24 protein-coding genes and 1 pseudogene are annotated in these 25,920 nt (G+C 59.7%); 18 read left to right on the forward strand and 7 right to left on the reverse strand.

Features of this window, described 5'->3' with window-relative positions; genetic code table 11:
* Position 1 precedes the first annotated feature (1 nt).
* Both ACYZTZ_RS14610 and ACYZTZ_RS14615 read right to left on the reverse strand, forming a co-directional pair.
* On the reverse strand, positions 2-1,315 hold the full coding sequence (locus tag ACYZTZ_RS14610; protein WP_461998716.1) for a dicarboxylate/amino acid:cation symporter: 1,314 nt from the start codon (positions 1,313-1,315) through the stop codon (positions 2-4).
* 87 nt (positions 1,316-1,402) lie between these two features.
* Positions 1,403-2,458, reverse strand: a complete 1,056-nt coding sequence (locus ACYZTZ_RS14615; protein ID WP_461998717.1) for a tartrate dehydrogenase — start codon at positions 2,456-2,458, stop codon at positions 1,403-1,405.
* A 137-nt stretch (positions 2,459-2,595) separates the two neighbouring features.
* Between ACYZTZ_RS14615 and ACYZTZ_RS14620 the strand changes: the two genes are divergently transcribed.
* Positions 2,596-3,519: a LysR family transcriptional regulator gene (locus tag ACYZTZ_RS14620; protein ID WP_461998718.1), complete on the forward strand. Its 924-nt coding sequence runs from the start codon at positions 2,596-2,598 to the stop codon at positions 3,517-3,519.
* A gap of 44 nt (positions 3,520-3,563) precedes the next feature.
* Here ACYZTZ_RS14620 and ACYZTZ_RS14625 read toward each other — a convergent pair whose 3' ends face one another.
* Entirely contained in the window at positions 3,564-4,850 is a 1,287-nt protein-coding gene (locus ACYZTZ_RS14625; protein ID WP_461998719.1) for an MFS transporter, read from the reverse strand.
* 268 nt (positions 4,851-5,118) lie between these two features.
* Here ACYZTZ_RS14625 and ACYZTZ_RS14630 point away from each other — a divergent pair, with 268 nt between their 5' ends.
* The 11 genes from ACYZTZ_RS14630 (at position 5,119) to ACYZTZ_RS14680 (ending at position 16,736) form a co-directional block, all read left to right on the forward strand.
* Positions 5,119-5,859 carry an SDR family oxidoreductase gene (locus ACYZTZ_RS14630; protein WP_461998720.1) on the forward strand — a complete coding sequence of 247 codons (741 nt, stop codon included), beginning with the start codon at positions 5,119-5,121 and terminating at the stop codon, positions 5,857-5,859.
* A 30-nt stretch (positions 5,860-5,889) separates the two neighbouring features.
* Positions 5,890-6,738: an ureidoglycolate lyase gene (locus ACYZTZ_RS14635; RefSeq protein WP_461998721.1), complete on the forward strand. Its 849-nt coding sequence runs from the start codon at positions 5,890-5,892 to the stop codon at positions 6,736-6,738.
* A gap of 45 nt (positions 6,739-6,783) precedes the next feature.
* On the forward strand, positions 6,784-7,758 hold the full coding sequence (denD, locus tag ACYZTZ_RS14640; RefSeq protein WP_461998722.1) for a D-erythronate dehydrogenase: 975 nt from the start codon (positions 6,784-6,786) through the stop codon (positions 7,756-7,758).
* A gap of 70 nt (positions 7,759-7,828) precedes the next feature.
* The gene (locus ACYZTZ_RS14645; protein ID WP_461998723.1) at positions 7,829-9,202 is read left to right on the forward strand and encodes an MFS transporter; all 1,374 of its coding nucleotides are present in this window, start codon (positions 7,829-7,831) and stop codon (positions 9,200-9,202) included.
* Entirely contained in the window at positions 9,199-10,083 is an 885-nt protein-coding gene (locus tag ACYZTZ_RS14650; RefSeq protein WP_461998724.1) for an NAD(P)-dependent oxidoreductase, read from the forward strand. Before ACYZTZ_RS14645 ends, ACYZTZ_RS14650 begins: the two co-directional genes overlap by 4 nt.
* Positions 10,084-10,099: 16 nt before the next feature.
* Complete coding sequence (locus ACYZTZ_RS14655; protein ID WP_461998725.1) at positions 10,100-11,884, forward strand: IlvD/Edd family dehydratase; 1,785 nt, start codon at positions 10,100-10,102, stop codon at positions 11,882-11,884.
* A 335-nt stretch (positions 11,885-12,219) separates the two neighbouring features.
* A complete protein-coding gene (locus ACYZTZ_RS14660; RefSeq protein ID WP_461998726.1) occupies positions 12,220-13,137 on the forward strand; it encodes a bifunctional helix-turn-helix transcriptional regulator/GNAT family N-acetyltransferase in 918 nt (305 codons plus the stop codon).
* A gap of 207 nt (positions 13,138-13,344) precedes the next feature.
* Entirely contained in the window at positions 13,345-13,635 is a 291-nt protein-coding gene (locus tag ACYZTZ_RS14665) for a hypothetical protein (protein ID WP_056741666.1), read from the forward strand.
* A gap of 194 nt (positions 13,636-13,829) precedes the next feature.
* Complete coding sequence (locus tag ACYZTZ_RS14670; protein WP_461998727.1) at positions 13,830-15,254, forward strand: GGDEF domain-containing protein; 1,425 nt, start codon at positions 13,830-13,832, stop codon at positions 15,252-15,254.
* 363 nt (positions 15,255-15,617) lie between these two features.
* Entirely contained in the window at positions 15,618-15,740 is a 123-nt protein-coding gene (locus ACYZTZ_RS14675; protein WP_269084616.1) for a hypothetical protein, read from the forward strand.
* A 327-nt stretch (positions 15,741-16,067) separates the two neighbouring features.
* Positions 16,068-16,736: a polysaccharide lyase family 7 protein gene (locus ACYZTZ_RS14680; protein ID WP_046048980.1), complete on the forward strand. Its 669-nt coding sequence runs from the start codon at positions 16,068-16,070 to the stop codon at positions 16,734-16,736.
* A gap of 306 nt (positions 16,737-17,042) precedes the next feature.
* Here ACYZTZ_RS14680 and ACYZTZ_RS14685 read toward each other — a convergent pair whose 3' ends face one another.
* Positions 17,043-17,618 carry a TetR/AcrR family transcriptional regulator gene (locus ACYZTZ_RS14685; protein ID WP_461998729.1) on the reverse strand — a complete coding sequence of 192 codons (576 nt, stop codon included), beginning with the start codon at positions 17,616-17,618 and terminating at the stop codon, positions 17,043-17,045.
* Between the two features lie 147 nt (positions 17,619-17,765).
* Between ACYZTZ_RS14685 and ACYZTZ_RS14690 the strand changes: the two genes are divergently transcribed.
* From ACYZTZ_RS14690 to ACYZTZ_RS14705, 4 genes are all read left to right on the forward strand, one after another.
* Positions 17,766-18,866, forward strand: coding sequence for an alkene reductase (locus tag ACYZTZ_RS14690; protein WP_461998730.1), 1,101 nt, complete (start codon positions 17,766-17,768; stop codon positions 18,864-18,866).
* A 72-nt stretch (positions 18,867-18,938) separates the two neighbouring features.
* A complete protein-coding gene (locus tag ACYZTZ_RS14695) occupies positions 18,939-19,727 on the forward strand; it encodes an SDR family NAD(P)-dependent oxidoreductase (RefSeq protein ID WP_461998731.1) in 789 nt (262 codons plus the stop codon).
* 47 nt (positions 19,728-19,774) lie between these two features.
* The gene (locus tag ACYZTZ_RS14700; protein ID WP_461998732.1) at positions 19,775-20,644 is read left to right on the forward strand and encodes an alpha/beta fold hydrolase; all 870 of its coding nucleotides are present in this window, start codon (positions 19,775-19,777) and stop codon (positions 20,642-20,644) included.
* A 77-nt stretch (positions 20,645-20,721) separates the two neighbouring features.
* Positions 20,722-21,720, forward strand: coding sequence for an NADP-dependent oxidoreductase (locus tag ACYZTZ_RS14705; RefSeq protein WP_461998733.1), 999 nt, complete (start codon positions 20,722-20,724; stop codon positions 21,718-21,720).
* A gap of 224 nt (positions 21,721-21,944) precedes the next feature.
* On the opposite strand, the pseudogene ACYZTZ_RS14710 reads toward ACYZTZ_RS14705, so the two are convergent.
* Both ACYZTZ_RS14710 and ACYZTZ_RS14715 read right to left on the reverse strand, forming a co-directional pair.
* A pseudogene (locus ACYZTZ_RS14710) lies at positions 21,945-22,211 on the reverse strand (hypothetical protein); the annotation flags it as partial.
* Between the two features lie 40 nt (positions 22,212-22,251).
* The gene (locus tag ACYZTZ_RS14715) at positions 22,252-22,872 is read right to left on the reverse strand and encodes a cell wall hydrolase (protein WP_461998734.1); all 621 of its coding nucleotides are present in this window, start codon (positions 22,870-22,872) and stop codon (positions 22,252-22,254) included.
* Positions 22,873-23,047: 175 nt separating this feature from the next.
* Here ACYZTZ_RS14715 and ACYZTZ_RS14720 point away from each other — a divergent pair, with 175 nt between their 5' ends.
* Together ACYZTZ_RS14720 and ACYZTZ_RS14725 are read left to right on the forward strand one after the other, a co-directional pair.
* Complete coding sequence (locus ACYZTZ_RS14720) at positions 23,048-23,899, forward strand: CAP domain-containing protein (RefSeq protein ID WP_461998735.1); 852 nt, start codon at positions 23,048-23,050, stop codon at positions 23,897-23,899.
* A 197-nt stretch (positions 23,900-24,096) separates the two neighbouring features.
* The gene (locus tag ACYZTZ_RS14725; protein ID WP_056745107.1) at positions 24,097-24,996 is read left to right on the forward strand and encodes a bestrophin family protein; all 900 of its coding nucleotides are present in this window, start codon (positions 24,097-24,099) and stop codon (positions 24,994-24,996) included.
* Between the two features lie 62 nt (positions 24,997-25,058).
* Here ACYZTZ_RS14725 and ACYZTZ_RS14730 read toward each other — a convergent pair whose 3' ends face one another.
* On the reverse strand, positions 25,059-25,847 hold the full coding sequence (locus ACYZTZ_RS14730) for a DeoR/GlpR family DNA-binding transcription regulator (RefSeq protein WP_461998736.1): 789 nt from the start codon (positions 25,845-25,847) through the stop codon (positions 25,059-25,061).
* Positions 25,848-25,920: the final 73 nt, after the last annotated feature.

Genomic DNA, 25,920 nt, shown 5'->3' on the forward strand with positions numbered 1-25,920 from the left:
GTTAACCAGGCGCTGAATGAGCAGAAATAACCTCTGCCTGAGCCGTCGCGGGCTTCTCCCCTTCGACCTCACCATTCAACGCCTTGTGCATTTTCACGGTGTCCAGCGCCCCGACCCATTTGGCAATGGCCATTGTCCCGACGCCATTGCCGATGGTGTTGGTGATCGCGCGCGCCTCCGACATGAACCGGTCGACGCCCAACAGCAGCACCATGCCCGCCACCGGAATGGTGCCAAGGGACGATAACGTCGCTGCCAGAATGATGAATCCCGAGCCGGTGACACCGGCAGAGCCCTTGGAGGTAAACATCAGCACGGCCAGGACAATCAACTGATCCGTCAGGGTCAGCGGTGTGTTCGTGGCCTGAGCGATGAAGATGGCGGCGATGGTGTAATAGATCGCCTGCCCGTCCGGGTTGAAGGTCAGGCCCGAGGGAATGATGAGGCCCGCGACCGGTTTGGAAACGCCGGCCTTTTCCATCTTGGAAATCATCTGCGGCAGCACCGATTCCGAAGAACTGGTGCCGAGGACAGTGAACAGTTCTTCCTTGATGAATTTCAGAAACTTCCACAGGCTGAATCCGCTGTAGCGGCAGATCGGGCCCAGCACAAAAATCACGAACACAGCACAGGTCAGGTAGACACAGGCCATCAGCTTGCCGAGTGAGAACAGCGAGCCAAAGCCATATTTGCCGATGGTGAAGGCAATCGCCCCGAAGGCGCCGATGGGTGCCAGACGCATGACCATGTTGACGATGCGAAACATGCCCTGCATCAGGCTGTCCAGCGTGTCGACGAACACCTTGGCACGAGGCCCGACATGCGCGAGGGCAATGCCCAGCAGAATGGAGAACAGCAATATTTGCAGCACGTTGCCCTTGGCGAAGGCATCCACGATGGTGTCGGGGATGATGTTCATCACAAAGTCCATGAACGACGCATGCTTCACGGCGCTGGTGTAGGTGGCCAGGCTGGACGTATCCAGTGTGGCGACATCGATGTTCATGCCGGCGCCGGGTTTGAACACGTCGACCACCACCAGGCCGACGACCAGCGCCAGGGTGGACACCACTTCGAAATAGATCAGCGCACGAAAGCCGACGCGCCCCAACTCCTTCATGTTCTCCATGCGTGCAATGCCCGTGACCACCGTCAGGAAGATCACCGGGGCGAGGAGCATTTTGATCAGTTTGATGAACGCGTCGCCCAAGGGTTTGAGCGCTGTTCCGGTTTCGGGCACGAACACCCCGACGATGGCGCCGAGGATCACAGCGATGAGCACTTGTACGTAAAGTTTGCCGAATATTCTTTTCATGACAGGGCCCTGATTTTTTATTGTTGTCAGGAAATACCAAGGGGTCTGACCGGTGATCAGCCCCTTGGCGTTGTGCCGCAGCTTGAATCAGCGTTTGATCAACTTGATGACCGCATCCGTGATCTGGCGGGTGGTGGCCGTGCCGCCCAGATCCGGGGTATGCAGACCGCTCTCGGTCACCGCCTCGATGGCCGACATCAGGTGCTTCGCCGCCGCCGCTTCGCCCAGGTGTTCGAGCATAATCGCCGCCGTCCAGAACGTCGCAATCGGGTTGGCGACACCTTTGCCGGTGATGTCGAAGGCCGAGCCGTGGATCGGCTCGAACATCGAGGGGAATTTGCGTGAGGGGTTCAGGTTGGCGGTCGGCGCGATGCCCAGGCTGCCGGACAACGCCGCAGCCAGATCGGACAGGATGTCGGCGTGCAGGTTGGTGGCGACGATCACGTCCAGCGTCGACGGTTTGAGCACCATGCGCGTGGTCACGGCGTCGACCAGTTCCTTGTCGATCCTGACGTCCGGAAAGTCCTTGGCGACTTCGTAGAAGATCTCGTCCCACAGCACCATGCCATGACGCTGGGCGTTGGATTTGGTGACCATGGTCAGGTGCTTGCGCGGACGGCTTTGCGCCAGTTCGAAGGCGAAACGATGAATGCGCTCGACCCCGGCACGGGTGAACACCGACACTTCGGTGGCGACTTCTTCGGGCAGCCCCCGGTGGACACGACCGCCGTTGCCGGAGTACTCGCCCTCGGAGTTTTCACGCACCACGACCCAGTCGATCTGATCGCCATTGAGCAACGGGCTTTTCACCCCTGGCAGCACGCGAGCCGGGCGCACGTTGGCGTATTGGTCGAAGCCCTGGCAGATCGGCAGACGCAGGCCCCACAGCGAAATGTGATCCGGTACGTTGAGCGCACCGACAGCACCGAAGAAAATGGCGTCGAAGGTTTTCAGCTCTTCCAGGCCACCTTCCGGGATGTAGTAGCCGTTTTTAAGGTAGTTGTCCGAGTTCCAGTCGAAGTGTTTGAAATCCAGTTCGAAGCCGGACTTTGTCGACAAGGCTTGCAGCACCTCGACGCCTGCGGCGATCACTTCTACACCGATACCATCACCTGGAACCGCAGCAATTTTGTATGCGCTCATCATCAACTCCACTCTCGTCACGTTCTTGTTGTGCCTGTCGAACGGGGGTGTTCAATCAGGGTGTGAGCGGAGTATATGTAGTGAACAAATGAGCGTGAGTTACTCCAAATCACTACATAGATGAATTTGAGTTACCAATGAGCCAAACCCTGGATTTGTCTTTTTTCTACCTGCTGGCCAACAAAGGCAGCCTCGCGGCGACGGCTCGCGAGCTCGGCGTCACACCGCCGGCGGTGAGCAAACGCCTGACCGCGCTGGAAGCACGGCTAGGCATCCGCCTGGTCAATCGCACCACGCGCTCGATGAGCCTGACCTCGGAAGGTGAACTGTATTTTTCCCATGCCGCGCGCATCCTGACGCAGATCGATGAGGTCGAGCAGTTGATCAGCAGCAGTCGGGCGACGCCTAAAGGCCTGATTCGCGTCAACGCTTCGCTGGGATTCGGTCGGCGCTACATCGGCCCGGCCCTGGGCGCGTTCTTCGCGCAGTACCCAGAGGTGGAAATACAGCTGGAAATCAGCGACCACCCGCTCGACCTGACGACGCATGGGTTTGACCTGGGTATTCGTTTCGGCACGCTGCCGGACGCCGCCTTCCATGCCCGAAAAATCGCCTCCAATCGCCGTCTGTTATGCGCCTCGCCGCTGTACCTGGAACGACATGGCGTGCCCCAACGCCTGGCGGATTTACAGCAACACAACTGCATCTTCCTGCGGCAAAACGAAACGCCCTACGGCGTATGGAGTTTCACCAACGGCGGGCGCACGCAAAACATCAAAGTGCGCGGCGCGTTGGGCTGCAACGACGGTGAAGTGGCCCTGAACTGGGCGCTGGAAGGTTACGGCATTCTGCTGCGGGCCGAATGGGACATCGCCCGTTACGTGCGCAGTGGCCGCTTGCGCCTGGTGCTGGAGGATCAGACCCCCACCCGCGCCGATGTCTACGCCGTGTACCCGCAACAGTTGCACCTGTCGGCGCGGGTACGCAGCCTGATCGATTTTTTGGTTGAGCGCTTCAAGCACATCGATCACCTGGAGGAACCGGAATCTACGCGGGACTGAACAGGACTCGGACATCACCTGACGGGCAGCTTGCTACGAACGTTTCATACCGCAGCGTGAGCGCCGTCGACCGTCGCCAACGGCGGTGCTTTCGCCGTCGGCTCCTTGAGCAGTACGAAATACGCCAGGGCCGAGCACGCCGCCACTACCGCGCTGATCACGAACGCCGCGCTGAACGAACCGCTCTGCTGCACGCTGAACCCGGTGAGAATCGGCGCAATGGAGCCCGCCAGGTACCCGCCAAAATTCTGGATCGAGCCGAAAGACGCCACCCGCTCCGACGGCACGATGGTGTTGACGATCATCCACGCCGTGGCGCTGGAAATATTGATGAAAAACATCGTCAGGCACAGCAGCACCACGCAGGCAACCACGTTGGTGGTGAATGCCACGATCAGGGTAAACAGCGCCCCGCCAAGCAAACCCATTATCACCATCAGCTTGCGGCTGGCGAGTACCTTCAACCCGCGCGCTACCAGCCGGTCGCAGGCCTTGCCGGCGACGATGGTGCCCACCGCGCCGAACAAATAGGCCAGCGACACCACCCAGGCGGTACGGTACAGGTCCAGGCCGTGCTCACGTTCGAAATAGCCGGGCAACCAGGTGAGGTTGAGCCAGATCATGTAGATCACGCCCATGAAACCGAGAAAGGCGCCCCACGTATTGCGCTCCTTGAACAGCGCCGCCCAGCGCACCCGCGGCGCCGCGCTTCGCTGGGCCGGCGTTGGCAGCGGTTCGGCGCGGCCCGTCTCGGCCATGTACTGCGCCTTGCTCTTGTAGAAGGTGAACCAGCACGCGGCCAGCACCAGGCCAATGATACCGGTGAGTACGAACATGCCACGCCAACCCAGGTTCACCATGAACACCGTCAGCAATGGCGGTGCCAGGCATGGGCCGATGCAGGTCGACGACCAGACCCAGCCGGTTGCCGTGCCGCGCTCCTGAGTGTCGAACCACTCCGACAGCGCCTTGGCTGCCGAGGGAAAGACCGGTGCCTCACCAATGCCCAGCAGCACCCGCAAGCCAACCAGCTGGCCGTAGCTGCTGAACAGACCGAAGGCCGCTTGTGCCACCGACCAGACAATAAGCGAGCCGCCTAGCGCCAGCTTGCTGCCCAGTCGGTCGATCAAGGCGCCAAGCGGTAACTGCGAGAAGGCGTAGGCGATGGAAAAGGCCGAAAGCATGATGCCCATTTGCATCGGGCTGATGGCCAGGTCTTTCTGGATGGAGGTGTTGGCGATGGACAGCGCACTGCGGTCCAGGTAGTTGACCACGCCGATCAGGAACAGAAAAAGGATGGTCAGCGTCTTGTAGCTTTTTATTGTTCTCATGCGCGCCTCTGCTGAGCGGTTGCCGCCCTTACGGTAGGGCGTCGTGCACTCTAGTAGGCCGATCGCCAGCTGCCCAATGACATGATTCGATCAAACGATAACCACGGGTTATCACAGCGACTCCGGGGGCTGGAAGTTTAACTAAAGGCGACGCCGGCCATTTGATAACTTCCGGTTATTGGTGGTTGAGAATATCTCATTGGCGCTTATCGGCGAGCAGCACTAGGGTTTTGGCCATTGCGCCAAACAATAACAATGGAAAACCACCATGAACCTCGCCAACAAACGCGTTCTGATCACCGCCGCGGCTCAAGGCATAGGTCGCGCATCGGTGCTGGCCTTCCAGGAAGCCGGCGCCCAGGTCATCGCCACCGACCTGAACATCGAAGCGCTGAAGGACATCCCCGGCATCCGGGCCTTGCAACTGGACGTGACCCAGCCTTCGGCCATCGATGCGATCTGCCAACAGGTGGGCACACTGGACGTGCTGTTCAACTGTGCCGGCTACGTGCACAGCGGAGCATTGCTCGACTGCGACGAACAGGCCTGGCAGCGCTCCTTCGACCTCAATGTCAGCGCCATGTACCACATGATCCGCGCGTTCCTGCCGGGCATGCTGGCGGCGGGCGGTGGCAGTATTGTCAACATGGCCTCGGTGGCCTCCAGTGTGAAAGGCGTGCCCAACCGCTTTGCCTACACGGCCAGCAAGGCCGCCGTCATCGGCCTGACCAAATCAGTGGCCACCGACTACGTCCGCCAAGGCATTCGGTGTAACGCCATTTGCCCCGGCACTGTCGATTCGCCTTCCCTGCGCCAACGCATTGCCGAACAGGCGCGTGAACAGGGCCGTTCGGAGTCGGAGGTGTATCAGGCCTTTGTCGACCGCCAGCCCATGGGCCGCATCGGCACGCCCGAAGAAATCGCCCGCCTGGCGTTGTACCTGGCCAGCGACGCCAGTGCCTATACCACCGGTGGCGTACACATCATCGATGGCGGGATGAGCGTCTGACCCTTTTTTCTCCCATTCAGGATTCCTCGTATGAAACTACTGCGCTATGGCGACAAGGGCCAGGAAAAACCCGGCCTGCTGGACGCTCAAGGAAATATTCGCGATTTGTCTGCCCATATTTCCGATGTGGCCGGCAAGGCCCTGGACCTCTCTAGCCTGACTGCCCTGGGCAAACTCGACCCCAACAGCCTGCCACTGATCAGCGGCTCGCCGCGCATCGGCGCCTGCGTCGGCCAAGTGGGCAAGTTCATCTGCATCGGCCTCAATTACGCGGACCATGCGGCAGAATCGAACATGCCGGTACCCACCGAACCCGTGGTGTTTAACAAATGGACCAGCGCCATCTGCGGTCCCTTTGATGACGTCGAGATCCCGCGCGGTTCGACCAAGACCGACTGGGAAGTCGAGCTGGGTGTGGTGATTGGCAAGGGCGGTCGCTACATCGACGAAAGCAACGCCATGGAGCACGTTGCCGGCTACTGCGTGATCAACGACGTATCCGAGCGCGAATGGCAGCTGGAGCGTGGCGGCACCTGGGACAAGGGCAAAGGCTTCGACACCTTCGGCCCCATCGGCCCTTGGCTGGTGACCCGCGACGAAATCGCCGATCCCCATCAGCTCGATCTCTGGCTGGAAGTCGACGGGCATCGCTACCAGAACGGCAACACGCGCACGCTGGTGTTCCAGATCCCCGCGTTGATCGCCTACCTGAGCCGCTGCATGTCGCTGCAGCCGGGAGACATCATCTCCACGGGCACGCCACCAGGCGTAGGTCTGGGTGTCAAACCGTCCCCGGTATTTCTGCGCGCCGGCCAGGAAATGCGCTTGGGCATCGCGGGCCTTGGCGAGCAACTCCAGCGCACGGTTCAAGCGGACTGACTCCAGGCAAGCCTTGCGAACAATCATAAGAAACAGGAGCAAGACATGCGGATTCTCATCACCGGCGGCACCGGCTTTATCGGTAAGCAACTGGCCCGGCGCCTGCTGGATCTGAACAGCCTGACCCTCGAAGGCCAGGCGCCCCGCCCCATTGAGCGCATTGTGCTGTTCGACGCCTTTGCCGGCGAAGACCTGCCCAGCGACCCACGCATCGAACTCGTCACCGGCGATATTGCCGACCCCGAGGTAATGGCGCGGGTCACCGATGGCGTTGACCTTGTGTGGCACCTGGCGGCGGTGGTCAGTTCGGCCGCCGAGGCGGATTTCGACCTGGGCATGCAGGTCAATCTGCACGGTCTGATGACGCTGCTGGAAACCCTGCGCAAGCAAGGCAATACGCCGCGCTTCGTCTACGCCAGTGGCTTCGCGGTGTTTGGCGGCAAGTTGCCCGAGGTTGTCGACGACGACACCGTGCTCACCCCGCAATCGTCCTATGGCATGCAAAAAGCGGTCGGCGAACTGCTGGTGGCCGACTATGCACGCAAGGGCTTTGTCGACGGGCGTGTATTGCGCCTGCCCACGGTGGCCGTACGTCCCGGCAAGCCAAACAAGGCAGCCTCGACCTTCTTCAGTTCGATCATCCGCGAACCGCTGGTGGGTCAGCCTGCGGTCTGCCCGGTGCGCCCGGACACGCAGGTGTACCTCACCTCGCCACGCCGCGTTGTCGAATCGATGTTGCTCGGCATGACCCTGTCACCACAGACCCTGGGCAATCAGCGGATCATTCCCCTGCCCGGCGTGACCACCACCGTCGCCGACATGGTCAGCGCCCTGCAACGGGTGGCAGGCGCTGAGGTGGTCAAGCTGATTCGCTGGGAGCCGGACACCACCATACAGCGCATCGTCGAAAGCTGGCCGAGCCAGGTCGAGGCGCCACGTGCACGCGCCCTGGGCTTTACTGCCGACGCCGACTTCGACGCCATCGTGCGCGCCCATGTTGAGGACTCCACCGCAGGCTAGCGGCAGGCAAGGCCCGATTCACGCTTGCAACCATGAAAACAACAACAAAAATAATGCGAGGCGGTGCGACATGATGACTCCACACCCCGATGTCTCGGAGATTGAAAAACAGACTATCAAGCGCGTGACCCAGCGCCTGATTCCCTTTCTCATCACGCTGTTCGTGGTGGCCTTCCTGGACCGCAACAATGTCGGCTTCGCGGCGTTGCGGATGAACGACGATATCGGCATCAGCCAGACCATCTATGGCCTGGGAGCGGGGATTTTCTTTCTCGGCTACTTCATGTTCGAAGTGCCGAGCAATATCCTGCTGCACCGCTTCGGCGCCAGGGTCTGGCTGGCGCGGATCATGGTGACCTGGGGCATCATCGCTGGCGCCATGGGGTTTCTGCAGACGGCCGGGCACTTCATCACCCTGCGCGTGCTGCTGGGCATTGCCGAAGCCGGGTTCTTCCCCGGCGTAATTTATCTGCTGTCGCTGTGGTTCCCCAGCCGTTATCGCGCCCGCATGATCGCCACCTTCTACCTCGGCGTGCCCATCGCCCAGGTGCTGGGCGCGCCGCTGTCGGTGGGGCTGATGCAACTGGGCGACGCCTGGGGCTTCGTCGGCTGGCGCTTGATGTACATCGTCGAAGCCGTCCCTGCAATCATCCTGGGAGTGGTCTGCTACTTCTATCTCACCGACCGCCCGGCCGATGCCCATTGGCTGACCCCCGAACAGCGGCAATGGTTGATCAACACCCTCGAGCAGGAAGAGCGCAGCAAACCGCTGGTGGTGGGCGTGCAACCGACCAAGGGCCAGATGATCCGCAAGGCCCTGTGCAGCCGTCAGGTGTGGATGCTGGCGCTGGTGTACTTCGGCATCACCTCGGGTTCCAACGCCATGAACTTCTTCATGCCCACCGTGCTGGCGTCGTTCCGTGCCTCGTTTGGGTTGGAGATCGGCCTGATGCAAAACGGGCTGATCACTGCCATCCCCTACGCCGTCGCCGCAGTCGCGATGATCTGGTGGAGCCGCCGCTCGGACCGTCTGCAGGAGCGTCACTGGCATGCGGGCGGCGCGGCGATGCTGGCTGCCGTCTCCATCGCTGTGGCGCTGCTGCTCAACCAGCCGTGGATCATCGTCATCGGTTTCGTGTTGCTGGCCATGGGCGTGTACAGCGCAATCAACGTGTTCTGGGCCGTGCCGGGACAGGTGCTGACCGGAGTCGGGGCCGCGGCAGGGATTGGCCTGATAAATTCCATCGGCAACCTCAGCGGCTTCGTCGGTCCTTACCTGACAGGGCTCCTGTTCAACATGACCGGCAGCTACACGCCGGGCTTCCTGGTCATTGCCGCACTGGTCGGCGCCGGCGGGCTGGGCATGGTGTTGATGCCACGCAATAAGGTGTCGCAGGTCGGCGCGTCTATCACTCCGGCTCAAGCACTGGGAGGCAAGGCATGACCCTTCAAACCGTAGCGTTTATCGGTACAGGCATCATGGGCAAGCCCATGGTCCGCAACCTGCTGCAGGCCGGTTACCCGGTGCGGGCCTGGAACCGGTCGGCGGCCAAGACGACGGAACTGTCCGCACACGGCGCCGAGATTGTCGAGACGGCTGCCCAGGCAGCAGACGGCGCACAGGTGCTGATCTGCATGCTCAGCGATGGCCCGACCTGTGATCAGCTGTTGTTCGGCGAAGGCGGCGCCGCGCTGGCATTGGCGGCGGGGGCACTGGTGATCGTGATGAGTTCGATTCCCGTCGAAACCGCGGTCGAGCAGGCGCACCTGTGTGCAGCGCGAGGGCTGCGCTACCTCGACGCCCCGGTTTCCGGCGGCGAACGGGGCGCTCGCGAAGGCAGCCTGGCGATCATGGTCGGCGGCGAAGCGGCGGCCTTCGAACAGGGCCGCGACGTGCTGGCCGCCATGGGCCGCCCCGTGCACGTCGGCCCGGCCGGCACCGGCGAGCTGTCCAAGCTGGTCAACCAGTTGATCGTCGCCAGCACCATCGCCACCGTCGCCGAGGGCCTGCTGCTGGCCGAGCGCGGCGGCGCTGACCCAGCCAAAGTCCACGAGGCGCTGCTGGGCGGTTTCGTCGACTCGCCGATCTGGCGTCAGCATGGTCAGCGCATGCTCGACAACGATTTCGCCCCCGGCGGCCCCGCCATTTGGCAACTCAAGGACACCCGCACTGCCGTCGCGCAAGCGCGGACACTGGGCCTGACGTTGCCCGTGGCCAGCCTGGTCGACGGACTGTTCCAGGCCATGGTCGACGCCGGCGACGGCGAACTCGACCACGCCGGACTGATCCGCCAGTTGCGCCGCCAAAACCATTTGCCTGAATAACCTGATGGAGCCTGTCATGACCGATTCAACCCCACGCCGTCTGCGCAGTCAGCTGTGGTTCGACGACCCCAGCCACGCCGACCTCACCGCGCTGTACGTGGAACGCTACATGAACCAGGGCCTGACCCGCGCTGAACTGCAATCGGGTCGGCCGATCATTGGTATCGCCCAGACAGGCAGTGACCTGACCCCCTGCAACCGGCATCACATCGAACTGGCCAAGCGGGTCAAGGACGGCATCCGCGACGCGGGTGGCATCCCGATGGAATTCCCCGTGCACCCGATCGCCGAGCAATCGCGCCGGCCAACGGCGGCGCTGGACCGCAACCTCGCCTACCTGGGCCTGGTGGAAGTGCTGCACGGCTACCCGCTCGATGGCGTTGTACTCACCACCGGCTGCGACAAAACCACCCCGGCCTGCCTGATGGCGGCGGCCACCACCGATTTGCCGTCAATCGTCCTGTCCGGCGGGCCCATGCTCGACGGCTGGCACAAGGGCCAGCGGATCGGCTCTGGCACCGTGCTGTGGCATGCACGCAATCTGCTCAGCGCCGGCGAGATCGATTACGAGGGGTTCATGACCCTGACCACCGCCTCATCACCGTCGGTGGGCCACTGCAACACCATGGGCACTGCCCTGTCGATGAACGCCTTGGCCGAAGCACTGGGCATGTCGCTGCCCGGCTGCGCGAGCATCCCGGCGCCTTACCGCGAGCGCGGGCAGATGGCCTATGCCACCGGCCTGCGGATTGTCGACCTGGTGCGCGAAGACGTGCGTCCTTCACACATCATGACCCTCGCCGCGTTTGAAAACGCCATCGCCGTCGCCTCCGCGCTGGGCGCCTCCACCAACTGCCCGCCGCACCTGATTGCGATTGCCCGCCATAGCGGTATCGACCTGTCGCTGGAGGACTGGCAGCGCGTCGGCGAAGACGTGCCGCTGCTGGTCAATTGCATGCCGGCAGGTGAATACCTGGGAGAAAGCTTTCACCGTGCCGGCGGCGTGCCGGCAGTGATGCATGAGCTGGACAAGGTTGGCCGTCTGCACCGCGACTGCCGTTCGGTCAGTGGGCGCAGCATGGGCGAGATCGTCGAAAGCGCAGTGACCGGCGACCGCGACGTGATCCGCTCGTGCGAAGACCCGCTCAAGCATCGCGCCGGGTTCATCGTGCTCAGCGGCAATTTCTTCGACAGTGCAATCATGAAGATGTCGGTGGTGGGCGAAGCCTTTCGCAGCACCTACCTCAGCGACCCGCTACAACCCAACTGTTTCGAGGCGCGCGCCATCGTTTTCGAGGGCCCCGAAGACTATCAGGCACGGATCAACGACCCGGCCCTGGACATCGATGAACGCTGTATCCTGGTGATTCGCGGCTGTGGCACCGTCGGCTACCCCGGCAGTGCCGAGGTCGTGAATATGGCGCCGCCATCAGCGCTGATCAAAGCCGGCATCGACGCGCTGCCGTGCCTGGGTGACGGCCGCCAAAGCGGCACCTCAGCCAGCCCGTCGATTCTCAACATGTCGCCGGAATCCGCCGTGGGCGGCGGCCTCTCGTTGCTGTGTACCGGCGACCGCCTGCGTGTCGACCTCAATGCGCGCAGCGTCAACCTGCTGGTGGACGAAGCCGAACTGGACGCACGTCGCCAGGAACCGCTACCCGCCCTCGCCCCCTCGCAAACGCCGTGGCAGGAACTCTACCGGCAACTGGTCGGCCAGCTGTCCACGGGCGGTTGCCTGGAACCGGCGACCCTGTACTGGCGCGTCATCCCGGAAAACGGGCCTCCTCGCCATTCCCATTGAGCCCAAGGAGTGCTCGGCTAGCCAAGACCCGTAGCAGCCTTCGGCAGTCATGGGTGAGGGACTCAATGGCTGCAATGGGTCCAGGCTGTGTAAAAACGTTTTAGAGCGGGTTTGAAGGTCCGAATCAGAACGAAAACCGAGCTCCTACGCAAATTTCAGCACCTCTGATCTGCCAATCACTGTGAGATTTCACGTAGAGATGCGGACTTCAAAACAGGACCTGCGTTTTTACACAGCCTGGGTCAGAAGCGGTCGTTGCAACTGACCATCGCAGGATTGACATACTTGCCTAAGTCAACCATATAATTGCCAAAAGCAACTATATGGGGATTTCCATGTCCGCAACCATTACTGAGCGCGCCGAAACGGTACGCCGCTTTAACCGGTTCTACACCCACCAGATCGGCGCGCTGCAAGAGCACCTGCTTAAGGCCGAATTTTCGTTGACCGAGGCTCGCATTCTTTATGAATTAGGCGCCAGTGCTGGCCTGAAGAGTTCGGACCTCTGTCAGATGCTCGGCCTGGACGCCGGCTACGTCAGCCGAGTCATCGGTGGATTCGAGAAAAAAGGCTTGATTGGCAGGACTCGCTCGGCAAGCGATGCCCGAGCATCTCAAATCCAGCTCACCGATCCTGGTCGCACCGTGCTGGCCTCGCTGGAGCAAGCCGCTCGCGAGGAAGTCGTGTTGATGCTGCAAGGCTTGCCTGAGCCACAGCAAGAGCAATTGACCCAAGCCATGAAACGGATACAGGCGCTATTAGGCGACAGAGATCCCTCCTACCTCCTGCGCGATCCTGAAGCGGGTGATATGGGGATTGTCGTTCAGCAGCAAGCTCAACTATATGCCCGCGAATACGGATGGAATTCAGAATTCGAAGCGCTGGTGGCAGAAATAGTCGCCAAATACCTTCGTGAATTCGATCAGTCCTGCGAGCGATGCTGGATCGCGGAAAAAGATGGCAAGGTCATCGGTTCGGTCTTTGTCGTCAGACATGACGAGACGACCGCCAAACTGCGAATGCTCTACGTGGATGCAAGTGCCCGAGGCATTGGAATCGGCAATCGGTTGCTTGAAGAAAGTCTGCGATTTGCACGGGGCGCTGGTTACAGGAGCATGATGCTCTGGACAACCAGCGTGCTTTCCGATGCCCGAAAGCTCTATCAAAAGGCAGGTTTTCAATTGGTCGAAGAGGAACAGGTACGCAGTTTCGGAAAAGACCTCGTCAGCCAGACCTGGGCTCGGGATCTGTAGTGGCGTTGACGGCACTAAGTGCGGGGTTGCCCACCCTCTGCATGGGTCAATATCTGACCTATCGACTTTGCTATGCAGCTATCGGCCAGGAGCTGCCGGTGGTCGTAGCATTTCGCTTGTCACCGGCGTTTGACTAAGCTGAACAAATCAGCGGCCATCAGCGGATCTGGATGGGTATCAAGACGCTAAATCACAAAGGAGACGACTATGTATGCGGTCATAAGAACCTACTCAGGTCCTGGTGCAAAGCAGCTTTTCGATGTTTTAGAAAAGCAAAAGGACGACGTCGAAGCTGCCCTCCGTAAAGTGGCTGGCCTGGCAAGCTACACACTGCTACCGCTCGGTGATGGTGGTATGTCGGTGACTGTTTGCACGGACAAGGCCGGTACCGATGAGAGCATGAAAGTCGCTCGCGACTGGATTCAGAAAAACGCCTCGCACATCCACACGAACCCGCCGGTCGTCACGGAAGGCCCGGTTATTGTGCAGATCAATTAGCGCGCCCCTTGCGTTCGCGTGAACATTTTTACCTGCTTGTGCAGCAGAAATCGGCAAGGAGTCTAATATTGAAATGCCATAGGTCGGTCCATCCCCTATCTGCGTAATGATGCGTGGGACCGTTGGCAAGTAGGCGGCTTTGGAGCCAACACCGGACCGGTGTTGGCTAAATAGATTTCAACTTGGAGGGAACCATGAGCAATCTCATCGCCACCGGCGAGCCACCTGAAGCCGTCCGCCTCATGGTCAAGGTTTATGCCTACTTGCTACTCGCAGGATTCGCGTTTGTTCCGGCCTATCTGATTGGCTACTTATACGTCTTTCAAGACCCCACCCTTATTTTCGAAAACCACCTGTTCCATATCATTGCGATCACGGCAGCCACCTTGGCGGGCCTGTTTGTGACTTACGTCACGTGGCGCTGCTATCAGTCATCGGGAGATCCGCTGCTGCGATGGATGACGCTTGGTTTTCTCGGTTTTGTACTGATCTACGCGCTGCATGGCGCATTCACCGGGCTTGCACACCACAATATCTGGCTCTTCCTGCTGTATGGACCAGCCTCTCGACTGGTCATGTCGATTCTGCTGTTAGTCGGAATGCTGTCGTACCACCGCCCACCTGATGCCGCGGACCAACGAATGAAGGCCCGCCCGTGGTTGACCTGGATAGGACTGTTCCTGCTGGTTGACGTGGCAGTGGCGTACGTCGCGAATTCGCCGATCGCCGGCAATCTCGCGGTGCGCCTCTCGATGGAAGGTGGTGCCCTCGTTCTTTCCACATTGACCGTGGCAATACTCCTGCTGCGCCGTATCCGTTCGCCGCTGATGATGATTTTTGTCGTCTCGGTCACCGCGTTCGCGCTGTCATCGCTTGCCTTCATCCTTGCACGTCCGTGGAACCACATGTGGTGGCTCGCTCATGCGATCTTCGCCGGTGGATTCTTCATGTTGAGCTATGGGGTCGTGCAAGCGTTCCTCACCACGCGGTCGTTCTCGAAGATTTACAGCCAAGAAGAACTGATGGTGCGTCTTGCCGAAGCGATGGCGTATACCGAGAGCGCCCTGCAGGAACTCCAGCGCACCAATCAAGAACTCGGGCACCTTGCGGCCACCGATCCACTGACGGGTGCTGATAATCGGCGTCGGTTCATGGAGCGGGTCGAAGTCGAAATGGGCCGGACCAAGCGCGGCGGTGAGCCGTTCTCCGTATTGGCACTCGATCTGGATAATTTCAAGTCCATCAACGATCGCTTCGGGCATCAGGTTGGCGACGACATCCTGAAAGATTTCGTGGAGAAATGCCTCGATTCGATCCGGCCGTATGACGGCGTAGCCCGAGTGGGCGGGGAAGAATTCATGATTCTGCTACCTCAGACTTCACTTGAAGGCGCGCACGTCATCGCTGAGCGTCTGCGAAACACCGTTGCAAATAATTCTTTTCATGGCCTGCAGCGGTTAACCGTGGTCACAGTGAGCATCGGCGTATCGCAATCCGGCCGCGACGGCGACACCATCGAGGCCATTCTGCGTACAGCCGATCAACGCCTGTATCACGCTAAACACGAAGGCCGTAACCGTGTGGTCACGACCATCAAAACCAGCCTCCAATCTATGTGAAAGCGTCGGCACCGATACCCGGCTTTGCCCATCGCAACAGGCAGCAATCGGCCGAAATAGCGGACGTCCAGCTTTGGTTCAGAAAGAAACCTGGCGCTACGCCTTCGCTACGATCTCGTCCCACGCGGTAGGGCTGGGAAACAGCTCGTTCAGGAAACTCACAAACGCCTTCACATTCGTTCAGCCCGATAGGCGGCGGCACGGTCACTTTCAAGGTGCCGGAGGGCTCAGCGCGCGAGGCCACTGCTGCCTGCTCGATGTCCTCTACCTCGCGCAGAATTCGTAGCGCCCGTTCGTAAAGATCGCGCCGCTGATGTCACCAACGGCGATGCCGTCTACTCCGCCTTGGCGGACATCCCTCACGTGGATCATCTGGTTCTGCTCGCCGGCACATTTGTGGCGGGCAAGGTGCTGGACGCTGAAATCAACTACCTGCGTCGGGCGTTCGAAGAGCGTATATGGGCATCGCATCGGTACCGCCGCTGAAGCAGGCGCCGCTACCGTTTTCCTGATGACCAACACCTTTATGAACGGCGCCACGCTAAACATCGACGGTGGCGCTCGGCTGGTCTGAGTGACCTGCCTCGCGCTGAGTGCATTTCAGGAACCCGGATTAGTTCCATCAACTCCCAAAATAGCCGACTAACGGTGCCCCCGTAGGCACAAAGCCTGCAATAACCACCTCGGCGAACATTTGACGTCAATCTACCGCCATACGGGTTTCCTAATCAGCAGACCCAATTGACACAGCTCAATAGCGTCGGTTCAAGCGCAACTGTGGCCGCAACATTCCCCGCGTACAGGATTATTGACATGATCGACCTCGCCACCTGGAATTTAAGCATCCCTGAAGGCAGCCCACCGGCTACCATAGAAACGCCTCGACTGGCGCAAGGCTTCAAGGACCAGTATTTCAGTTCTGAAGCCGCTACCCTTTCCTTCTGGGCACCTGTGACCGGTTCCAGGACGGCCAACGCTATTTACCCGCGCAGCGAGTTGCGGGAAACCTATAGCGATGGAACGCTGCGCAACTGGCAGTATTCAGCGGCGGATAACATTCTGCGGGCGAGTCTGACCGTCAATCAGGTGCCCAGCACCGGCAAGATCGTGATTGGTCAGATTCACAACAAGGACAGCAGCAGCCCCATGGTGAAGCTGGAATACCAATACAAAACGTCGACTTCGACGGGAAACATTGTCGTCAAGGTGCGCATGCGCCCCGACGATGAAGAGGGCCAGGTCATTACCATTGCGACGGGTGTGCCGCTCGACTGCAACTTTTCCTACCAGATCCACCTCAGCCCGAAGGGCGCGCTGGGCATTAGCGCAGCAGGAAACAACTGGAGAACCACCATCGACCCGAGCTGGAAGACCAAACCACTGTATTTCAAAGCGGGTGCGTATGTGCAGGACAACACCGGCTATCCCACCGAGGGCGGAAAAGTGACGTTCAGGATGCTGGAGATCCAACACAACATTTAGTCGCTTCTTTAGGTCACTACCATTGGCACGCCGATCCGAAGGGTGAAGTCTTTAGTGGATTTCCTCGTCGATCGGCTACCAAGTGGCTAGCTGTCAGTGAACTCAACCGCGCGGGCGGCAGATGCCCTCGAAGCCTTTCAAAACCATTGCGTGCGCATACAGTGGGATACGCTGCTATCGCAGGCGGGTGTCGAAGGTGGCGGCACGATTTCGCAATGGGCAGCAATCGGCTGTGGATTCAACCGGTCGATGCAACAGATTGGCTAAATCGTTCAGCACGCGTTGTGCGACATCCATCTATCCCCTCTACGATTGAATAGATAATGATGCGGTCATTTGCGCGTGACACACCGCCAGAATTTCATCGGCCAGCGCCGAGTCGTCAGGACAGGCGCGCGATAACATGATCGCGCCGACCGCGCGCGCAAGCAGGTCAATCATTTTCACCCTCGCCTCACCCGGCGCCGCATCCGGCCCGGTCGGGTATTTTTCGCCGAGCGTTTGCAACGTGCGCTCGATGCCTTCAGCGAATGCCGACTTCAAATCGCCTGATTGACGCGCCGCGTCACCGCACAACGCCGCCATGGTGCACCCCGTGGCGCGCCCGTCGCGATGATCCCTGGACACATACACATCGATGAAATCCTTCACGCTCAACGCTTCGGCGTTGGCCAGTGACTGCGCAAGACTGTTGGCTGAGGCTTCGGCCATCAGGTCAGCCTTCGAACCGAAATGTTTGTAGAAACCGCCATGGGTGAAACCGGCGGCGGCCATCAGGTCGGCCACGCCGACACCGTCAAAACCGCGCTCGCGAAACACGACTGAGGCCGTTTCGACGATGTGCTCCCGATTTGCCTGGGCCTGGGCCTTGGACACTCGCATGTTCGATACCTCGCTACCGCTGGAAATTCATCGGCTGATGATACATAGATGCTGACCATAATCAAAACCGTTGACAGTTTAGATTTCGATCATCATCCTAATCGCAAGCGATATGACCATTTACCAACGGGCACGGAACAAACACCCATGAGCGACCTGAATCTGTTTACCCCTTACACGCTTGGCGCCCTTACGCTGTCGAACCGCGTGGTTCTCGCCCCACTGACGCGCAATCGCGCAGGCAAAGGCTTTGTGCCGAGTGAGTTTGCTGCTGCCTATTACAGCCAGCGAGCCAGCGCGGGCTTGCTGATTTCCGAAGCCTCGCAGATCTCGCAGCAGGGACAGGGCTATCAGGACACGCCAGGCATTTACACACCGGCTCAGATAGAGGGATGGCGCAAGGTGACCGATGCCGTGCACGCCAAGGGCGGGAGAATTTTCCTGCAACTGTGGCATGTGGGGCGTGTTTCCCACGTGGATCTGCAACAGCAAGGCGCGGCACCGGTAGCCCCTTCCGCGCTTCGTCCTGCGACCAAGGTGTTCGTTAACAATCGCTTCGAAGACGTTTCCGAGCCGCGAGCGCTGGAGACTGACGAACTGCCAGGCATCGTCAACGATTTCCGCCAAGCGGCGGCAAACGCCATTGCGGCAGGCTTCGACGGCGTGGAAATCCACGGTGCAAACGGCTATTTGCTGGATCAGTTCATCAAGGACGGCGCCAACCTGCGTACTGATGCCTACGGCGGCTCGATCGCAAACCGTGCGCGCCTGCTGATGGAAGTGACGGCCGCGGTGGCCGCCGAGATTGGTGCTGATCGCACCGGCATTCGCCTTTCGCCTGTCTCGCCGGCCAATGGTGTATCGAGCAGTGATCCACAGGCTCAGTTCGATTACATCGTCGACCAACTCAATGCTCTGGACATCGTTTATCTGCACGTCGTCGAAGGCGCGACCGGTGGGCCACGCGACGTGGCGCCCTTTGATTTCGACGCCTTGCGCCAGCGCTTCAAGAACACTTACATCGCCAACAACGGCTATGACCTGGACCTGGCCACGGCACGCCTTGCAGATGACAAGGCCAACCTGATCGCCTTTGGCCGCCCTTTTATCGGCAACCCTGATCTGGTGGAGCGGCTCAAGACCGGTGCGCCACTGTCTGCCTTCGACCCCTCCACGCTCTACGGCGGCGGTGCGGCGGGATACATCGACTACCCGACGCTTGCCGAATCAAGCGCTGCCGCGAACTAGGCACTGACTGATCGAGCCTGGTTTTACTCGTGCATCAATCCCACTCCATGTTCCTGATAAAGAGCTGACATCATGACTACTCACCCTACCGTTCTCATCACTGGCGCTTCCACCGGCATCGGCGCGGTTTACGCCGAGCGTTTCGCCCAACGCGGGCATGATCTGGTGTTGGTCGCCCGCGACCACTCGCGCCTGGAAACGCTCGCCGCAAAGTTGCGTGGCGAACACAACGTCGCCGTTGAAGTGCTTCAGGCCGACCTGACTCAACTCAGCGACCTGCACACCGTTGAAACGCGCCTGCGGGATGACGCGCGCATCGGCATCCTCGTCAACAATGCCGGCGCCGCACAGTCCGGCAACTTCATCGAGCAAAGCACCGACAGCGTTGCGCACCTGGTGGCCCTCAACACCACCGCGCTGGTGCGGCTCGCCAGCGCCATCGCGCCACGCCTGGCCAAAGCAGGTGAAGGCGCGATCATCAACATCGGTTCGGTGGTGGGTCTGGCGCCTGAGTTCGGCATGTCGGTCTATGGGGCGACCAAGGCGTTTGTGCTGTTCCTTTCCCAAGGCCTGAGCCTGGAACTTTCGCCTCAGGGTGTTTATGTGCAAGCCGTACTGCCCGCCGCCACCCGCACGGAGATTTGGGATCGCGCCGGTATCGATATCAACACCTTGAGCGAAATCATGGAGGTGGGGGATCTGGTCGATGCCGCACTGGTTGGCTTCGACCGTCGCGAACCGGTGACCATTCCTCCGCTGCATGAAGGCGAGCGCTGGGATGCCCTGCAAACTGCGCGTCAGGGTCTTTTGTCGCAGATCAGGCAGTCCGCCGTGGCGGAACGTTATTTGACTCAAGTCTGACCCATGTCGAGCAGGTCGGCCTCGCCCCGCAATCGGACGGAGTAAACATGACCCATATGGCTATAAGCATTCACCCGGGTTCGCAGTCGTCATTTATCAACGCGGCGAACCAGTCGGTTCTGATTGATGGGATACCCTTCGCTTATCGTGACCTGGGGCCCAGGACGGAGGTCCCGCTGGTCATGTTCAACCATTGGGGGGCAGTGTTGGATAACTTTGACCCCAGGATCATCGACGGTCTGGCAAGAAACCGGCGTGTCATCACTACTGATTACCGCGGTATCGGTGGCTCGGGCGGCGCCGCGCCATTGACCGTTGGAGAGATGGCTGACGATGCCATCGGCCTGATTCGTGCGCTGGGTTTTGACAAGGTGGACCTGCTCGGCTTTTCACTCGGCGGCTTCGTCGCTCAAGACATCGCCCTGAAAGCTCCCGAACGCGTGCGCAGGCTGATCCTCACCGGAACCGGACCGGCCGGTGGCACAGGCATCGACAGCGTCGGTTCGGTGACCTGGCCATTAATGATCAAAGGTTTGCTGACGCTGCGAGACCCCAAGTTCTACCTGTTCTTTACCACCACGGCCAACGGACAACGCGCCGCGTCCGAGTATTTGCAACGATTGAAAGAGCGCCGGCAAGACCGGGACAAAGGCCCGACACCCCGCGCGTTTTTACGGCAATTGAAAGCCATTACTGCGTGGGGCAAGCAGGCGCCGCAAGAACTCGGTCGCCTGCGGATGCCGACGCTGATAGCCAACGGGGACAACGACATCATGGTGCCCACTGTTAACTCGATTGAGCTGGCAAAGCGAATCCCCAACGCGCAACTGATCATTTACCCGGACGCCGGGCACGGCAGCATTTTCCAGCACCATACTGATTTCGTGGCCAAGGCTTTGGCGTTCCTCGACGCCTGACAGCCTGCACGTCTAATCGCATCAACGTTGTCGGGGCCGCGCCCCATTCTCATTCCACCGACAAGAGCAGCTGCAACATGAAGGCATTTTTTATCGACCGCTACGGCAAGCAGAACGGAATGATTGGCGAAGTGCCCGACCCTGCGGTCGGTGTGCATGACGTTCTGATCCAGGTGCATGCAACGAGCGTGAACCCGTTGGACTCGAAGATCAGAACCGGGGAATTCAAACTGATCCTGCCCTATACATTTCCATTGGTATTGGGCAATGACCTGGCCGGAGTGGTCGTTCGCACGGGTTCGGCGGTGAAGCGATTCAAGCCAGGAGACGAAGTCTATGCACGTCCTCCCGAGGCACGGATCGGGACGTTTGCTGAACTGATCGCCGTGAACGAAAACGCGCTCGCGCTGAAACCCTCGAATCTCGACATGGCCGAAGCGGCTTCCATCCCCTTGGCCGTCTTGACGGCCTGGCAGGCGCTGGTTGAGACCGCCCAGGTGAAAAAAGGCCAGAAGGTGTTGATTCATGCCGGATCCGGCGGTGTCGGCACGCTTGCCATCCAGCTCGCCAAACACCTTGGCGCCTTCGTTGCGACCACCACCAGCACGGCGAATGTCGAATGGGTGAAAGCACTCGGGGCGGATGTGGTCATCGATTACAAACAGCAGGATTTTGCAAACGAGTTGCGCGATTTCGACGTGGTGTTGAACAGCCTCGGTGCCGATGTACTGGAGAAATCGGTCAAGGTTCTCAAGCCTGGCGGACAGCTCATTTCCCTTTCGGGGCCGCCGACCGCGCAGTTTGCCCAAGAGCAAGGCTTGTCCTGGGTGCTGGGGCAAGTCATGCGCCTGCTGAGCAGCGGTATTCGCAGAAAAGCCCGCAAGCACGGGGTGAGCTATGCATTTTTGTTTATGCGTGCCGACGGGATGCAACTGCAAAAAATCACCTCGCTTATCGAGGCAGGCATCATCAAACCGGTCATCGATCGTTCCTTCCCTTTTGAATCGACTGCCGAGGCGTTGCGGTACGTCGAGCAGGGCAGATCAAAAGGCAAAGTCACCATAACAATCAAATAAGCGCACTACAAAAAATGTCAGTAGATAACGTGCATACCGCCAAGTATCAGACTCCAGCGCCTGAACCAGAGGAGCAGCCACCGCACAACAGGCACACACAGGAGCAGTTGCAACCGGAAGTCGCGCCTGTAGAAAAGCCGATGATCATTTGGCGTAGCTTGATGCTTGAGCAGTAACGAGAAATGCTTCATCTGCAACACTCCTTCATTTAATAGCCAATACATTCACTGATCCGCAGACCCCGTAACGGCGAAAATATTGCAGGGCACTTGATACAGAACATGCTCCGTCGTACTGCCCACCCATTTGCCCAGTCCCTTGCGATCGTAGGCATGCAGCAGATGCAGTTCCGCGCTGCATTGCATGGACAATCCGTTCGCCGCCTGGATGATGCGGTCGTTGATGCCAGTGATCTGAGTCTCAGTTTGTGACGGATCGACTGCCGCCACTACCACCCGCGGAAGTGGACACCTGATTTCGCTGACCAAATGCGCTTTGAGGATGGCGTAGACCTCGCTCGTGCGAACAGCCCTACTTCGCCGTCCCACCACGAGGTTTATAAAAAAGAAACATCGAGGTCTCGGTGGTCTTGATGTATTTCCTGGCCCAAGCGGGTTTCACTTTCCTGTCGTGGAAATACATCGCGCCGTGGGTTCGGTCGTTCAGTTGCTTGTTGAGCGCCTTGCGCGCGATTTCCTTGGCAATCGCGTATTGGGTTTCTTCCTGGACCTGATCCGAGCGTCCATCACACCACCACGAGAACTGACAATTTTTGGTTTCAGAGCCCTGCTTGACCACGGCGCATACCGTGTCCGGAAAGCCCTCATGGCCCAGGCGGTTCATGACGACGCTGGCGACGGCTTCCATGTCGGCGGGCGATTTGCCTTTGGATTCCCAATAGATGGAGCGAGCCAGGCAGGTGATTGCATCGTCCATAGGCGACTGACCGGCCGGATCGACCGCCTGAGCCTCGGATGTGGTGATGGTTTCGGACTTGGGCACAGGTACATCGGTGCCCTTCTCCGCAGCTTTCTGCTCAAGGACCTCGGCCTTGTCCTCAGCCACTTGCTTTTTTTGCTCCTGTTCAGACGCAATGGCGTGGCCGGCAAGAAGGGTTATTGCGAAGCAGGTGGCTATCCAGATAACTCGCATGATCGACCTTTCTGACGGAACTGGAAGCACGCCACACTGGCGACTTTGCTTGATTGTAGTTGCCAAAATTCATTCCAACAGACGGACAAAAAAACTGTCTTCGGGCATGAAAAGTCATTGCGCTCGCGGGGGTGAAATCGCGCATGATGGGCGCAGTCAGCTCAAGGGGATTTCCATGCGCTTCAAATCATCTGCTATGCGTCTTGCCACGTTGTCACTGGGGATGTTGTTCGCCATGAATGCGTTGGCGGCCGACGAGAAACAACTGATTGATTCGATCAACCTCTACCGCAGCCAGGTGCAGCGCTGCGCGGGTCAGGTATCGCAGGAACTGCCACCGCTGGCCGGTGATCCACGTCTGGCGCTGAACGCCAACAGCGTCGGCAATCTGCAGCAGGCAATGGCGAGCGCGGGTTATCCGATGAAGAATGTGCAGGCGATCAGCCTGTCCGGGCCGCGCGATGCGCCGTCGGCGATGAAAGCCATTCAGGAAAGCTTTTGCCAGATCGTGCTGGACCCGCAATTCGTCGATGTCGGCGTCAGCCACCAGGACCGCGAGTGGCGCATCGTGCTGGCGCGTCCACTGTTGAGCGGTCGCCTGGGTGACTGGCAGTCGGAAGGTCAGAAGCTGTTGGCCGAACTCAACATCGCACGCAGTCAGCCGCGCCAGTGCGGCACGCAATCCTTTGCCGCCGCCACGCCACTGACCTGGAACGCCGCACTGGCGACGGCGGCCGAGGAGCACGCCCGGTCGATGGCCAACAACAATTACTTCGATCACAAGGACCGCGATGGCCGCATGCCGGGTGATCGGGCTGAGCTGGCGGGCTACAGCGGCGGGCAGGTCGGCGAGACCATCGCTGCCGGCCAAGACACCGTGCGCAAGGTGGTCGATGGCTGGGTGTCCAGCGCCGGTCACTGCGCGAACCTGATGAACCCAAATTACCGGGAGTTGGGCGCGGCCTATGCGGTTGATCCGAAGAGTGATCCGGGGATTTACTGGACGGCGATGTTCGGGGCGCAGTAACGCCCGTTTTTTTTGCAGGCACAAATCCGGAACTCACTGTTGGGCTCCGGACAGTAAAAACCCGTCATAGATTCTGTCGATCACTTGGTCATCCATAGTGATTGGACGTCCCGCCAAGTTGCTTTTAGCCTGCGCTAACCAACTCCGTAAACAGCGCAATAGCCATTAACAATGGACTCCTGCGCAGGCAGAACACCATGATCGTCAGACCCAAACCCAACCTGATCAACATCCTGATTGCGCTCAAGGGCTCGATTGCCAAGCGAATTGCGTTACGTAGCCTGATGGTGACGCTGCTGGCCTCCGCCATCGTGCTCGTCGAAACAATGCACCCCAGCTACTTTGCAAAGGTCAACGCGACGCCCTTCACGTTGCTGGGCTTGTCCCTTTCTATTTTCATGAGCTTTCGCAACAACGCCTGCTATGACCGCTGGTACGAAGCGCGTAAAGCCTGGGGCGAAATGATGGTCGCGATCCGTTCGATGATTCGTGAAACCCAGGTCATCAAGGACGCGAAAGAGCGGCAGAAGATCCTGCGCAACCTCTGCGGTTTCGCCCATGCGCTGAACGCCAAGTTGCGCGCGGAAAATGAACTGGACGCGGGTTGCGACTGGCTTGAGCCGATGCCGAAGGGCAACGCACCTGACATCAGTGGGCGCATTCTGATCCAGGTCGGCCAACAGTGTTCAGCACTTGGCGAGTCAGGGGTAATCAGTGAGTGGCGCTACACGCTAATGGCCAACCACCTGACAAGCCTGACCCGGTCCCAGGCGGTCTGTGAACGAATCAAACACACGCCACTGCCCTTCCCCTACACCCTGTTGCTACACAGAACCATCTACCTCTTCTGCATTTTGCTGCCCTTCGCGATGGCCGAACCACTGGGCTGGCTGACACCGGTTTTCACCGCCATCGTCAGCTATACCTTTTTCGGTCTGGATGCGATTGGCGATGAGCTGGAGGACCCGTTCGGCCGCGATGAAAACGACCTGCCTACCGATGCAATGGTGCGCAACATCGAACGTGATGTCCTGGCGGCGCTGGGTGCAACGCAGCTTCCCCCGGTTCTGGAACCCGTCGACTATGTGTTGGGGTGAGTTCGGCGTTTGAGTCAGTACGCTCCTTACTTCCGCCCACAGCAGGCTCATTGCATGGCGCTTCACGCCTCCACCTGCACCACCTCGATCCCGAGTTTTTGATAGTCCTCGACATTGCCCGACGCCACATGACGCTCGGTGATCAAGGTATGAATGCGCTGACACGGCGCGACAACAAACGGCTCTACCGCCCCCAGTTTGTCGGCGGTGGTGACGGCAACGACATGGGAGGCGCTGGCGAGCATCGCCTGTTTGACCGGCACCTCGTCGAAATGCAGGGAGCTGATGCCGACTTCCGGGTGAATCGCGCAGCCCCCTGTGAACAGCAAATCAGCCTTGATGCCCTCGATCAACCGCAGGGTTTCATGTCCACTGGCCGACATGGTCGCGGGACTGAGCTGTCCGCCGGCCAGAATCACCGTAATGCCTTTGTATTCAGCCAAGGTGATCGCGATCATCGGCGAGGCGGTGACGGCCGTAATGGCAATGTCCGAAGGTAGCGATCGGGCGATCTGCAGCGTCGTGCTCCCCGAATCGAAAATCACAATCTGGCCGTTGTGTACCTGGCGTGCGGCGAGTTGCGCCAGGTGTGTTTTCACCTCATCGGTTTCACTGACGCGGGTGAAATAATCCTTGCAGGTGTCCTTTGGCCGCGGCAGCGCTCCGCCGTGCACCCGCTGCACCAGCCCGGCGGTGGCCAGCTCCGCCAGATCACGGCGAATGGTGTCTTCGGACACCGCGAAATGCTGGCTCAGCTCACTGGCCATGACCTTGCCGTCACGTTCGAGAATCAATAGGATTTTTTGCCGACGCAGATAAGGGAGCTCGGCGGCTGAGTGTGAGTCGTGCATGTTTTTGCCCGTTTTTGCGCGTAATTGCGTGTTTGTGCGAGACTAGCCAAAGCGCGGGATAAACACAAACCAC

The sequence above is a fragment of the Pseudomonas sp. LB3P58 genome, from assembly GCF_054897895.1.

Bases quoted from the DNA above. Each gene is read 5' to 3' on its own strand.
- ACYZTZ_RS14635 (WP_461998721.1), top strand. From the start codon at position 5,890: ATGAAACTACTGCGCTATGGCGACAAGGGCCAGGAAAAACCCGGCCTG.
- ACYZTZ_RS14625 (WP_461998719.1), bottom strand. From the start codon at position 4,850: ATGAGAACAATAAAAAGCTACAAGACGCTGACCATCCTTTTTCTGTTC.
- ACYZTZ_RS14680 (WP_046048980.1), top strand. From the start codon at position 16,068: ATGATCGACCTCGCCACCTGGAATTTAAGCATCCCTGAAGGCAGCCCA.
- ACYZTZ_RS14615 (WP_461998717.1), bottom strand. From the start codon at position 2,458: ATGAGCGCATACAAAATTGCTGCGGTTCCAGGTGATGGTATCGGTGTA.
- ACYZTZ_RS14685 (WP_461998729.1), bottom strand. From the start codon at position 17,618: ATGCGAGTGTCCAAGGCCCAGGCCCAGGCAAATCGGGAGCACATCGTC.
- ACYZTZ_RS14660 (WP_461998726.1), top strand. From the start codon at position 12,220: ATGTCCGCAACCATTACTGAGCGCGCCGAAACGGTACGCCGCTTTAAC.
- ACYZTZ_RS14610 (WP_461998716.1), bottom strand. From the start codon at position 1,315: ATGAAAAGAATATTCGGCAAACTTTACGTACAAGTGCTCATCGCTGTG.
- ACYZTZ_RS14630 (WP_461998720.1), top strand. From the start codon at position 5,119: ATGAACCTCGCCAACAAACGCGTTCTGATCACCGCCGCGGCTCAAGGC.
- ACYZTZ_RS14655 (WP_461998725.1), top strand. From the start codon at position 10,100: ATGACCGATTCAACCCCACGCCGTCTGCGCAGTCAGCTGTGGTTCGAC.
- ACYZTZ_RS14650 (WP_461998724.1), top strand. From the start codon at position 9,199: ATGACCCTTCAAACCGTAGCGTTTATCGGTACAGGCATCATGGGCAAG.
- ACYZTZ_RS14730 (WP_461998736.1), bottom strand. From the start codon at position 25,847: ATGCACGACTCACACTCAGCCGCCGAGCTCCCTTATCTGCGTCGGCAA.
- ACYZTZ_RS14670 (WP_461998727.1), top strand. From the start codon at position 13,830: ATGAGCAATCTCATCGCCACCGGCGAGCCACCTGAAGCCGTCCGCCTC.
- denD (WP_461998722.1), top strand. From the start codon at position 6,784: ATGCGGATTCTCATCACCGGCGGCACCGGCTTTATCGGTAAGCAACTG.
- ACYZTZ_RS14645 (WP_461998723.1), top strand. From the start codon at position 7,829: ATGATGACTCCACACCCCGATGTCTCGGAGATTGAAAAACAGACTATC.
- ACYZTZ_RS14705 (WP_461998733.1), top strand. From the start codon at position 20,722: ATGAAGGCATTTTTTATCGACCGCTACGGCAAGCAGAACGGAATGATT.
- ACYZTZ_RS14665 (WP_056741666.1), top strand. From the start codon at position 13,345: ATGTATGCGGTCATAAGAACCTACTCAGGTCCTGGTGCAAAGCAGCTT.
- ACYZTZ_RS14715 (WP_461998734.1), bottom strand. From the start codon at position 22,872: ATGCGAGTTATCTGGATAGCCACCTGCTTCGCAATAACCCTTCTTGCC.
- ACYZTZ_RS14695 (WP_461998731.1), top strand. From the start codon at position 18,939: ATGACTACTCACCCTACCGTTCTCATCACTGGCGCTTCCACCGGCATC.
- ACYZTZ_RS14700 (WP_461998732.1), top strand. From the start codon at position 19,775: ATGACCCATATGGCTATAAGCATTCACCCGGGTTCGCAGTCGTCATTT.
- ACYZTZ_RS14620 (WP_461998718.1), top strand. From the start codon at position 2,596: ATGAGCCAAACCCTGGATTTGTCTTTTTTCTACCTGCTGGCCAACAAA.
- ACYZTZ_RS14725 (WP_056745107.1), top strand. From the start codon at position 24,097: ATGATCGTCAGACCCAAACCCAACCTGATCAACATCCTGATTGCGCTC.
- ACYZTZ_RS14720 (WP_461998735.1), top strand. From the start codon at position 23,048: ATGCGCTTCAAATCATCTGCTATGCGTCTTGCCACGTTGTCACTGGGG.
- ACYZTZ_RS14690 (WP_461998730.1), top strand. From the start codon at position 17,766: ATGAGCGACCTGAATCTGTTTACCCCTTACACGCTTGGCGCCCTTACG.